We start from the raw sequence: 12,696 nt of genomic DNA, 5'->3' as shown, positions 1-12,696 counted from the left end.
AGGGATATCGTGAATAAGATACAGATATACATATCCCAGGAAAATAACGGATAAAATTATCTGTACGTAAGGCTTAAACATCAGATCAAATAGTGGCTGCAATTTAAATTTAAATGTAGGGTGCCTTGTATTATGAAATATCACAGCTACAACTGCGCCGATCATCATGTTATCAAACCGGGCATAGTAAAAAAACTGGCTAAAAAGTTTCCATATTTCATTGGCATGATTAAGGTTGTTTATAGTTAGCTGTAACGCCCATATCAAAACAATAAAAATCAAGAATGCGTACAGGATATTTTTAGGCTTTTTTATCCTGAAAAAATGCGGATGAAAGATATAGAACTGTTCTTCGGTGCCGATTGACCAGATGGGATTAAAGATTTCCGGCAGCATTTGCAGGCAAAATGCCAGGTTAGGCATAAAAAATATGGATAGCCAAAGACCTGTTGAGGCACCGTTGCCTGGGTAGATAAAAAAACCGATAATCACCAGTAAAAAATACAGTGGCCAGATCCTAAGCATACGCCGGATATAAAACGCCTTCAAGTTAACGGCCGAAAAATTGCGTTTTTCTTCAAGCAACAAATAAGTGATAAGAAAACCGCTTAATGCAAAGAAGATAGTAACCCCTGTTCTGCCGAAATTAAATATAGTTATATAGGGGATCCGGGCTACATGAAAGTCTATCTTATGTAGCTCGATATGGGATATTACTACCATAAGCGCAGCAAGAGCCCTTACTCCGTTTAAGTTGGAGAAGTAAACTCTTGCTTTGCCTGTTGATCTTAAATTCTGTTCGGTAGTTGTATTCATAAGTAACACCGCCGGTAAAGCTCATTGTAATTAAAGTTTTAACACGGTTGTTTTTTTGTGACTGGTTAGTGTCTGGCAACTTAGCTTTTTGCCACCCTATCCAAACACTTTTGGAGCACTTCGGCAAATTCCTTATCATTTGGCGGAGCAAATATGGTATTATGCTCACCCGGAATTTCATGCACGTTCACGCCTTTAAGCGCAAATGGTTTCCAGCCTAAAAACTCAAAATCTTCCATGTAAAAGGTCCGCTTTTTTGCCCGGAACAGATCAAGGGTTATGTTTAACGGCTTCAATATGTAATTGCGCAGTGCTTTTTCACTTGCCTCGTCAATTTCATTATCGTAAGCAAAAAAGCCTTCCCGTTTTTGGTTGGGTTTAAATACTTTCCAGTAAAGTTTTATTAACTGGCGTTTAAGCATTAGCCCTTTATATTCAATGGTGCGCTTAGGATCTTCGGCCAATAACACAAAACTATGTGCAAATTGCTTGGCGCGTAATGCAGTTTTGTCAACTATCTTTTTAGCCTTGCTGTCATTTACGTCCGAACGTTCGGCATAAGTATCAAACATGGCTACCATCTTCACTTCTTTACCGGCAGCTATCAACTGGTTTGCCATTTCATAGGCAATGATACCACCTAAGGAGTAACCAGCCAAAGCATACGGGCCTTCAGGGTTCTTAGCAACGATCTCGGCAATATAATTAGCAGCGATCTCTTCCATTACATCGAGAGGCTCATCTATACCATTTAAGCCGCGGGCCTGCAGACCGTAAACAGGTTGATCAGCATCCATGTTCATAGCAAGGGCATTAAACAATAACACGTTCAAACCAGCTCCATGCACAATATACAAAGGCATTTTGCTGCCATCTGGCTTAATAGGCACTAATGACTCCCAGGTGATCACTTCATCTCCCTCAAGCCTTGCTGCCAGTTTTTCGATGGTAGCATGCTCAAATAGGGTAGCCAATGGCAAACGCTTGCCAGTTTCCTGTTCAATAGCTGCCATTATTTTTACAGCAACTAACGAGCGACCACCCAGCTCAAAGAAATTATCAAGGATACTGATCTGTTCAATACCCATGTTTTGCTGCCATATTTTGGCAACCAGCTTTTCGTTGTCTGTACGAGGGGCAACAAATTCACCTTCGCGATATATAATGCTATAGTCGGGTTTAGGAAGAGCCTTGCGATCTATCTTTCCATTTGGGGTAATAGGAATCATATCCATCACCACAAAATCGTCTGGTACCATATACTCGGGCAAAACAGCCAACAAACCTTTTTGCCATGCATCAAACTGGCTTTTCAATTCGATACCTTCTTTTGCCTCGGGCGAAATTACGTAAGCAACCAGGCGCGGCATTCCCGGAGTATCCTCGCGGGCTATAACAACGGCCTGTTTAACATTATCCTGTTTTAACAGGTTCTGTTCAATTTCTTCCAATTCAATACGGTAACCGCGTACTTTAACCTGATGGTCAATACGGCCGAGACAATCAATATCACCATCCTGCCTGATCTTCCCTAAATCACCCGTGCGGTACATGCGGGCATCTTCAACAGGGGAGAAGATATCTTTCACAAAACGTTCGGCTGATAGTTCGGCACGGTTCAGGTAACCAACGGCAACGCCGTCGCCACCGATATAAATTTCGCCTATTGAACCGTCGGTAAGATTGTTTAGCGCCTCGTCAAGAATATAGATCTGGGTGTTGGCAACAGGTTTACCAATGGTAATATCTTCATCGCTGGTAATCTGTTTTATGGTTGAGTAAATAGTAGTTTCAGTTGGGCCGTACAAGTTCCAAATCTCTTCACATTTAGGCAATAGCTGTGTAACCAGGTCCTTCGGAAAAGCCTCGCCTCCGCAATAAACTTTTAAAGGCAATTTGCTATCCCAGCCAGATACCAGCATCATGCGCCAGGTAAAAGGGGTGGCCTGCATCACGGTTACGTCTTCAGCTTTAACCAGGTCAACCAATGCGCGGCCGTCTTTTGCTGTAGCTGAATCAGCTAATAAAAGCTCGGCTCCGGTTATCAATGGTAAATATAGGTCCAAACCGGCAATATCAAATGATATGGTAGTTACAGCCAGTACTTTATCAGCAGGTGTCATACCCGGTACCTTTTGACAGCTCAATAAAAAGTTAATCAGGTTAAAGTGGCGGATCTGCACCCCCTTGGGTTTTCCTGTTGAACCTGATGTATAGAGGATATAAGCGAGATCTTCGCCGTTAACACCGGTCTCAGGTTCAGTTACAGGATATGATGGAAATTTCTCCAACGCATCTTCAATCAAAACCTCGGTTGAGTTTGCAGCAAAATGGTTGTGATATTTTTCGGAAGTGATCAGGATCTTAGCCGAAGAATCCTCCAGCATAAATTCGATGCGGTCTTTCGGATATTCGGGGTCAAGCGGTACATAGGCTGCACCGGTTTTCATAATAGCCAATAAGGATATCACCATTTCGGGCGAACGGTCAAGCGCAACACCGGCAACATCGCCTCTTTTAAGCCCCTGATCAATCAGGTAGCCAGCAAGCTTATTTGCAGCCTCATCAAGCGCTTTATAGGTAAAAACACGCTCGTGAAATTTCAGCGCAACTTTATCCGGATGCTGGTTCGCTGCAGCAGCAGTTAAATGGATAAGTGCCTTTTCTTTGGGATAATCTACAGCAGTATTGTTTAACATGCTTATAACGTCGGTATTCAGAGGGGCATCCATAATTTTTTATATGCTATATTATTCCTGATTCAAATTAATTATCAACCTTATTTCCGTTATTTAACAGCAGTTGCCTGGTCATTTACGGGTTCTGCAGGAGCGTGATCATGCGGCGTATGAATAAACTTTTTGTTTGCTCCTTTTAGTTTGAACAACAGCAGGAACATGGTGAAGAATATGAGCGGCAGTTTAAGCATAGCTTCTAATAGTTTTCCATTATAGAACGATGTTGGTATGGCAACTATGATACCAAGGTAACAAGCTGCAGTTGCGCCGAACCATAAATGCCAATGCGGACCTATGCCCGGAGTGAAAAAAGAGATCAAAAGCATAAAAGGCATCAGGCCAAGCATCAACACGCGGGGCAGAATAGCCATTTGGTAAATCTCATTAACATAGTCAAAATTGCCGCGGAAAAATTGAGCAGGTGCGGTGGCGCCATATTTTTTCAGCAGGTTAAACTGTGCCGAAAGCCAGCGTTTGCGTTGTTTTTCAAATACTGCGGGGTTACTTACTTTTTCATCGTATATGTACGCTTTTTCGGCATAAGCAACATGGATCTTATCGCGGGTAAGCAACAGGCCCATTTCTTTATCAAAACCACCAACAGCGTCAATGCGCGACATTACATTTACAAAAAGTTTGTACTCCAAAGCCATTCCCGAGCCGATAATGGCGGCCGAAAAGTTAAATAACTGCTGTGACTTCCTGAAAATGTGATTGTTTACCTCTTCGCTAACAGCATCAAGTATGGCTACCTGTGTGTTTGAGTTTTTTGCAACACGATGGCCCTGTACCACCTTGTGACCTGCTTGCAAATAATTATTGATCTGGTGCAGATAATCGGGAGCAGCGATATTATCAATGTCAAAAACAACGGCAGCATCATAGCCCGGAGCTGTATTTTCGATGGCTTTGTTCAGGGCCTTTGATTTGGTGCTGGTTTCAAAAACTACCTCAACTACCTGCAACGGCATCTGTTTTAATTTGGCGATAGTTTCAGGTTTCATGGAGTCGGCTATCACACAAACCGTGAACTTATCCTGAGGGTAATCGATAGTTAACGCTGCTGCCGCTGAATTTAAAATAATTTCATCTTCCTTGTAAGCGCAGATGTAAACTATGAATTTACTGAGGGCATTTGCTACCGGAGGCTGCTTAATGGGAATTAATTTCCCCAGTACAGAGAACACAAACAGGTACAAGCTATATACCCCAAGGTATATAAACAGCAAAATGGCGATAACAGATGCAATGAATTTGATGATTTCCATATGTTTTTGATGGTAAACCCTGTTTTATATTAATTATAAGTAACAGGTGTATTTCTCTAAAAATTAACCTTTCTGCTTATTATTCAAATTTGTTGCCAGCAGGCTCTTGATCTCTGTTATACGGTGCTCCCATGTATTTTGTGCTGCTACTTTTAATCTTTTTTGCTGTAAAAAAGGTGTATCATTTAACGCAAGGTTAATAGCGGCAGTAAATTCATCAGCATTTTTGCAGATGTACACGGTATCGCCCGTAAATTCTTCCAGATCTTCATTAAAATCAGTGATCACTACCGGTCTTCCGGAGCCCAGGTATTCAAATAATTTGAGCGGAAAAATAGAGCTGCTCACGTCATCCTTTTTAAATGGAATAATGGCAACATCAAAGCCTTTGAGCACTGCAGGTAATAGCACATACGGCACCGAACCTTTTTTGAATATATTAGGCGCGTTAAAGGCAGGATTATTTTCGTAATCTATATCAACCGGCCCCACAAACACAAAGTTTTTATCGGGGCTTTGCTCCGCTAATTGGGTTAGCAGCGCATAATCAATACGGCGTTCGATATTACCGAAATAGCCAATGATCGGCTTTTTGACGTCAGACAGGATTTCTGCTACTGGCAAAGCCAGGTCAAGCGCCTTTTGGCTATGACTGATATTGGCTGCATTCGGCACAAAGTAGGAGTGGGAATTAAGCTTTCCTTTTACATTACTTAGCTCCTTACTGGTACTGATCACCATATCCATGTCCTTCGCCAAAATATCTTCGGATATAAGGCCATGGCGGGTTTGGTACTCTTCAATCAGCGGGTCAACACAATGATAAACTTTAAGCAGTGGTTTCAATCTCAACAAGCGGTGCATTGTTGGATAATAAAATGCATACGAGTTAATGAAAATATAATCGGTTATTCCAAGATTTTTAATAACCTTATTAAGCCTGCTCGCTACTATCCGTTCATTCACTTTCAGCGCCAGCCGATAAGCACGCCCCTCAGGTAACGAATTGATTGACGGTACAGGAGGAGTAATGATGATCTTTAAATTAGGGATCTCCGTTTGTATAAAGCTATCCGTTGGCGAAAAAAAATGCGGCTTGCGGGCATCATAGCCGGGCGTGTTTTTAAACTGGATATAATCCTTCCAGGTATAGGGCCTGTCAACGTAGTATACATAATTATCTTTAGCCAAATGTTTGGCCATAGTATAGTTAGTTGATTCGAGGCGGCTATCAAACTGCATTTGCGAGAATATAACGATATGCCGGTTTTTAAGCTCCATATAGCTTGCTTATTCAGTTAATTGTTTTCCTTTGATTTTGCTGATCACAACACCTATAAGTTCTTTTAGTTCGATATAGCCTAAAACAAAGATGTCGGATATTTTAAATTGCAGGTTTTTCTTTAATGCCCAGTAACCAAATATGGCACCTGTGAAAAATGTGAAGATAGATGCAACCGCAACTGCATAAAGGCTGTGGAATACGAGGATACCTGTAAAATCACCAATTACGTTAACTGTTAACATCAGGAACACTTTGATCATGTTAAGATGGGGCTTATTAATAATATCGAGTGTGATCCCGAAAAACCTGTCGATAGGCAATAGCATTACGTAACACATGAAGATCCTGAAGATATTGCCGGCATCCGAGTGCTGGTATTTGGCGCCGAATATCAAACCAATAATAAGATCAGCAGCGGCAAAGCAAACTATAGCAATAGGAGTGAGTGCCATGGTAAGCATGCCTGCATATTTTTTCATGATGTAGGTTACGTGCTTTTTGTCACCTCGCTGTACCGCCGCCGACATGGCGGGCAGGGCAGTTGAGATAAAGGCTCTCAGCGGGATCTCAAAGATCTCCATAAGCCTTTGCGGGATGTAGTAGACCGCAAGCAAATCGGGGCTGAACATTGGCTTTACAATCAATGTATCAGAGCTCCTGAGCAGGTATGAGCTGATTGAAGTACCTACACTGTATTTACCAAAATGCGCCATTTCTTTTATAGTATCCCAGCTTTTGTAGGCTATGGTTTTTACCTTGGCCCAGCCTATAATAATGCAAATGATACTGCTTAACAAGTTGGCTGCAAAGTAAGAGTAAATAGTTGTTTCAAAGTCCGATTTGCCCGCTATAGCCAAGCCAACTACCAATACCAGAAAGCCTCCCTGGTTCATTAATTGCAGAATGAACATTTTATCAAACCGCTCTTCGGCCTGGAGAATCCAGAGGCTAACTGCTGATGGTAGCGTACAGAAATAAATGAGGCTGAACCATTTAAGAGTAATTGCGATATCAACATCCGGATTTCTATAAATAAGATAGATCAGCAGGTTTACAACCGCAAATGCAGCGGTGATGATAAAACCCAGGTACCAGGTTGCGCCTGAGATATTCCTTTTTCTCTCGGGAGTAGAGCCAGAGTAAAACTTAATAAGTGAGGTTTGAAGGAAGCCTGTACGGAAAGTATCTGCCAGTGTAAATACAATCAGGAAGAATACATAATTACCAAAATCGGGTTTGCTTAACCGGCGGGCCAGCAATGATAATATCACCATCCCCAAAACCGGCAAAACCGCGTTAGTTGCCAGTGAAAGCGTGTGTTTATTAATTAATTTTTTGAATAAACTCATGTATGTTGTTTTACGCTTTCTCCCAGGCTTGTGTTGTGAAATTATACTGTTTTATTACTTTGGCCGGGTTGCCTACTGCTACCGAGTAAGGCGGAATATCCCTTGTCACCACACTGCCAGCACCTATAACCGAATGTTTGCCTATGGTTACACCGGCAGTCACTACACAGTTGGCGCCTATCCAAACATTATCATCAATAGTGATCTGTTTGGTGGTAACCTTTTGATGGCGTGGTGGGATAGTTACATCCTGGTAACCGTGATTAAGACCGGATATTACAACATGTTGCGCCGTCATGCTGAAATTACCTATTTTAACGGGGCCAATTATTACTGTGCTAATGCCTACACCTGATCCTTCGCCAATAAAAACATCACCTACTCCATTATTGATCACGGCAAAATCTTCTACAATACTTTTTGTACCGAGCGAAAATTTATTGAACGGAAAAAGATCCATACGGGCGTTACGCCGAACAACGCTACCCTTGCCCCGTTGATGAAAGAAACGGTTAAGTATCAGCCTGACCCAAAGCCGTGGCCTCGACTGACCGGGCGGGATCAGCATCCAGTGAACTAACTTTTTTAATTTAGGGTTTGATTTTATGGATGATATAAATGACATCTGCTTAATTAAATTAGTATTGCCCCGGTGTTATTATTCTTTTTTAATTGCTCCTGTTCCTGATCGTCAATGCGTTTGCATACCACAAGTATGGATATAGCCAGGTAAAACAGGATGTTTGATGGGTATTGAACGAGGGCCTGCTGCGGAAAGTTGCCTATATTAAAAGCAAAAAGGATCAGTAACATGGCCAGGCAGTAGTTTTTAAGCTCGGGGTTTTTGATACTGAAATAAAAGTTGATCCCCGTTTTAAGCACCACAAAAAATAACGTACAAAAGAGAAGCAGACCAACCCAGCCCATTTCAACAGATACGCGCACATAACCGCTATCAGGAGGGAATTTAGCCAGCATGGAATTTGGCGAGAACTTTCGGCCCCAAACACCTACAGAACCCAAACCACCGCCAATTGGGTGGGAAAGGATAAATGGTTTGATCTTTTTTTGATTTTCGGCGCGAACGTTATAAGACGGATCGTCGGAAGGGTTGAACGCTGTTTGGAACCGCTTAATTAATGGGTTTGACGTTGGCATAACTATTAAAATGCCTAACAACGCACCTGCAACAAGTGTAAAGGTTAAAACCCGCCTGTTAAAATTTAACACCGCCAGCATAGAAAGGGCTCCCGGCACCAATACATAAGCCGCCCTTGTGCCCGAGTAAAGCATCACAAACAGAAAAAAGCCTGCAATACAGCCCAACAGCACTTTACGTTTAAGGGGGATATTACCCATAAGAAGCACAACACAGAGCAATGCGCCTATAACCATGTTGTATGAAAATGTAACCGGATCCGAAAAGATCCCAAACTTACGCATGTGCCCGTTGATAAATAACAAGCTTACACGTAGTGGATCCGCGTATAGGTACCTGTGCTCAAAGGGAAAAAAACCGATATTTTCTTGTTGAAATGCAGAAATCCCGGCTAATATATCCAGGAATATCCAAAGCTTTAACAGTGTTTTGATAAACTTTACTGTACGGATCTGGTAAACAAAAACAAAGTACATGAGCATAATAAAACCCACAGTACGCACTGTGTAAATCCAGGCCAGCCTTGATTCGGCCGATGGATTTACAAACTCAAGCATGTTATAAGCAAGCCACACCAATATCATATAGCTGATGGGGTTTTTAAAATATGTCCAGTTTTGTTCAGTACGTTGTTTAATGAAAAACCCAAGGATGAGCAAATAGGTTGTTACGTCCATCAATGTACCAATGGGCACTGCATCGGGTAAAAATTCGGAAACGTAACTGATGAAAAAGGCAGCTATGATCAGTGCACAGATTCCAAATTCAGGATATACGGTAATGGCAAATACAATGGGCAAACCTATGGTAATAGCCAACACAGCACCCACACCTATAAATTCGAGCTTATAGGTTAAAAAACTTATAACAAGCGAAGTAATTAAAAGAAAAAGCAGCGCAAAAGGATGCGAAAACTTTTGAACCAGGAGGGTTTTCCAAAAGCTTTGCTTAATTTCAGTATTGCCTGTTTTTTCATTTCGCATGAGGTAGTGTAATGCTTTTTATAAAATTTACAGGAACAGGATCTTCACGGCCCACACAAACACACCGATAAACGCAAATACTATAGCCGCTTTACGTGTTTTTTTTTGAAGCGGACTTAAATCTTCAAACGGATCCTTTTCTGGTTTTGGAGGGTCAATTCTCATTTTAAGTAGTATTAATATGTATAAACCGGTGCTTTACGCTCAATTCAGTTAAGCGTTTTTCTCTTTTTTCTGATTGTAATCAGTTTTATTGAGCACCCAGCCGGCAAATCTGTTTTCGAGCCCTTTTAAGTAGCTAATATGCTGCTTTTGAACGTTGGTTATCTTTTTGTTGGCTTCAAATACCGCTATGGTTTTATTGGCAAACAATAACCATTCTTTCGATTTATTAAGCGCTGTAAGCGGGGCTGTATCAATGATCACTACATCATATTTAGAACGCAGATCCTCAAATTTGCTTTTTACAAAAGCTTCGCTACCTATTTCAAGCAAGGTTACATCGCCACCACGGTTACCTAAAACAGTAGTGTTTGAGCTACTGAGTTCCGGTTGGCCAAACTGGCTGTTTTTAAAATAATCTTCCAGGTAAACTTGCGGCTGGGCAGTATTACTGATCGTAGCGTTATTGAAGTTACCATCAATTAACAACACCCTTTTATTGATCATGGAGTAGGAGTAGGCAAGACTTATGGCCAACAATGTTTTACCCTCTGCAGGTTCAATGCTGGTTATGGCTAACACTTTTTCGCCCCTTAACTCTTGATCAATTTCAAACCTTATAGAGCGCAACAGCTCTTTGAAAGTTTTCATTTTATCCCGGTGCTCAACATCCCAAAGTTTACGAAGATCGAGGTTTTCACCGCTGATCTTATTTAAATAGCCCAATAACGGCAGCTGGGTTTTGTTAACCAGTTCGGTTGGGCTTTTAATGGTATCATCAATATAGAATAAAACAAACAGCCAAAAAATGCAGGCAAATAAACTGCCTATACCACTCAAAATTATAAGCAGCATTTTCTTGGAAGGCTGGGCCACATCTGGCTGGGCCATTTCAACCTGGATAAGTTTTATGGAGAAGTTTGAACGCAGGTTAGTTTCATTGTACTTGTTCAATACGTCAAGATATTCTTTACCTGCAATATCAATATCAAAGTCGTAAGTTTTTACCTTGGCATCAAACGGAACCAGGCGCGAAAACTTTGAATTAAGATTTGCCAGTTCGCCATTGATTGATTTAACACTGTACTTAGCCAGATCGCGCGAAACCTCAAGTGTAAGCTTCTGTTTGATCTGGTCATCTTTAGCAACAAGCGGATTGGTAATGTATTTATCGGATGTTAAGTTGATCTGATTGGCCAGCTGACTTTGTAAAGAATCAAGCGACTCTTTATACTTATTATTAAACCCACTGCGTACATACTGATCTTCAAGGATGTGCAGCTGTTCCTGAGTGGAGATAATGGCCTGATTATACTTATTGGTTACCGCCTCAACATATTTCCTTTCATCCGGAGAAAATTTTTGGTTGATAGCATCAATTGCGCCTTGGTAGGAAATTACGTCCTTGTCGGCCTGTAATTTTTTATCGTTGTAAACCATGATCTGGCCAAAAATTGCTTTCGACTGTTCATCAAGGTTCAATACACCATTTTCTATTTTATACTGCTGTAACTCACCTGTTTTTTCGCTCAATGCTTTACGCTTGGCATCCAAAAGGTTTGATAAAAACGTTACCGCGTTCGATTCGTTTTGTTTTACACTTGAGGTATAATAGTCAATAAACTGTTTAGACAAAGTATTAACTACAAAAGCTGAAAGCTGAGGATTTTCGGAATCAAAGCTTACTGCTATGAAATCACTGCCTTCATCACGGGTAATTACCAGTTCTTTCATGATATTGCGCTCGTCGTATTTCATCGATCTGAGCAGCTCTATCATTGAGTTCTCGGTTTTGTCATAAACCGATAAAGGCTGGAGCGTAGCAAATTTCTTTTTGAAAATTGCTAACGCATTATCCTTTTCATAAGGGTGCATTTCAAGCAGATCCTTACTTGGCTTGCGAAAGGGGCTGCCTTCGCTCAGGTCATGGATCATAAGCGAATAGGAAACCTGGTCAATAAGTTTCTTCAGCTTCATGATAGCTATCAGGTTGCTGAACTCGCGGTCAACCTGCTGCTCCTGCACGTTGGCAGTAGCATCTTTGTCAAGAAGGTGCCTGGAGGCGTCAATGATACCGGTTGCTATTTCTGCATGCGACTGGTAATCATCGGGTAAATTTTTCACGAGGAAAAACGATGCTATAACCGCTACAAGCGGTATTATGATCAGCGTATTTCTGTGTTTCTTTAGTAGATTAAAAAAATTGCCTATCTCCATCTTTTACTTAACATCTTCTAATTTAGTACCCAATAATTCTTCAAGATTGGTCTTGGCTGTAAATGTCGATAATTCGGCTTGTACTTTAAAGGAGTTTTGGTTGTATAAACTGTTAAGTTGCTCGTTATAAATCTGAAAAGTTGTTTCACCTTTTTGGAATGCGTATTTTAATTGCTTAACGGCGCTTTCTGCATCTATCACGGCATTTGCCCTCAGCCTTAATTCGGCCTGGGCTTCAAGATATGCAAAATAAAAGCGTTTAACCTGGGCTTCAAGGCTCAGCATATATTCGGCCTGTTGATATTCAGCTACTTTATAGGTTTCTTTTGCCTGGCGAATAGCGCCCGGCCTTGAAAATAATTGCCCTATATTTAGTGAAAGGGCTAATTGGTAACCTTTAAATATAGTAGGCTGCGAAATATTGATAGATGTTTGCGGACTGTAAATGTAGGAAGCCGTTAAACCATCGAGCCATGAAAATACTGTTGAGTTATACAAGCCTTTAGCCGCATTTACCTGGCTTTGCCGGGCCTTAACTTCAGGATAGTTCTTTTTGGCAGTAGCTATCAGTTTTTCAAGATAAGGATAGTTGATGTCATTTATAAATGAACTTTGCTGCGCGTGTACGCGGCTGGTAAATAAAAGAGCGATTAAAAAAAGATAAGTGAGTTTTAGTTTCACAGGCATGGAGTTGTTATACTTTTTCTTTTTGGAATAAT

The 12,696-nt window shown here is 41.2% G+C and carries 10 protein-coding genes; all 10 read right to left on the bottom strand.

The features are described 5' to 3' along the window. The coding region (locus VF500_RS12970; RefSeq protein WP_330860076.1) for an acyltransferase at positions 1-816 on the bottom strand (816 nt) is incomplete at its 3' end. A gap of 80 nt (positions 817-896) precedes the next feature. Continuing rightward, on the bottom strand, positions 897-3,548 hold the full coding sequence (locus VF500_RS12965; protein ID WP_330860075.1) for an amino acid adenylation domain-containing protein: 2,652 nt from the start codon (positions 3,546-3,548) through the stop codon (positions 897-899). Between the two features lie 56 nt (positions 3,549-3,604). Next, positions 3,605-4,822, bottom strand: coding sequence for a glycosyltransferase family 2 protein (locus tag VF500_RS12960; protein ID WP_330860074.1), 1,218 nt, complete (start codon positions 4,820-4,822; stop codon positions 3,605-3,607). A gap of 63 nt (positions 4,823-4,885) precedes the next feature. After that, on the bottom strand, positions 4,886-6,103 hold the full coding sequence (locus tag VF500_RS12955) for a glycosyltransferase family protein (RefSeq protein ID WP_330860073.1): 1,218 nt from the start codon (positions 6,101-6,103) through the stop codon (positions 4,886-4,888). 9 nt (positions 6,104-6,112) lie between these two features. Further along, entirely contained in the window at positions 6,113-7,456 is a 1,344-nt protein-coding gene (locus VF500_RS12950; RefSeq protein WP_330860072.1) for a lipopolysaccharide biosynthesis protein, read from the bottom strand. A 10-nt stretch (positions 7,457-7,466) separates the two neighbouring features. After that, positions 7,467-8,081, bottom strand: coding sequence for an acyltransferase (locus VF500_RS12945; RefSeq protein ID WP_330860071.1), 615 nt, complete (start codon positions 8,079-8,081; stop codon positions 7,467-7,469). Between the two features lie 8 nt (positions 8,082-8,089). Continuing rightward, a complete protein-coding gene (locus VF500_RS12940) occupies positions 8,090-9,598 on the bottom strand; it encodes an O-antigen ligase family protein (protein ID WP_330860070.1) in 1,509 nt (502 codons plus the stop codon). 27 nt (positions 9,599-9,625) lie between these two features. Continuing rightward, on the bottom strand, positions 9,626-9,763 hold the full coding sequence (locus VF500_RS12935; RefSeq protein WP_167667979.1) for a hypothetical protein: 138 nt from the start codon (positions 9,761-9,763) through the stop codon (positions 9,626-9,628). 48 nt (positions 9,764-9,811) lie between these two features. After that, positions 9,812-11,884 carry an exopolysaccharide transport family protein gene (locus VF500_RS12930; RefSeq protein WP_330860069.1) on the bottom strand — a complete coding sequence of 691 codons (2,073 nt, stop codon included), beginning with the start codon at positions 11,882-11,884 and terminating at the stop codon, positions 9,812-9,814. Positions 11,885-11,980: 96 nt separating this feature from the next. Further along, positions 11,981-12,696: TolC family protein (locus tag VF500_RS12925; protein ID WP_330860068.1), on the bottom strand; the 716-nt coding region annotated here is incomplete at its 5' end.

It is taken from the genome of Mucilaginibacter sp., assembly GCF_036383575.1.
Taxonomy (GTDB): domain Bacteria; phylum Bacteroidota; class Bacteroidia; order Sphingobacteriales; family Sphingobacteriaceae; genus Mucilaginibacter.
The sequence above is the reverse complement of the archived record's forward strand: the minus strand, read 5'-3'. Positions and strand labels throughout refer to the sequence as shown.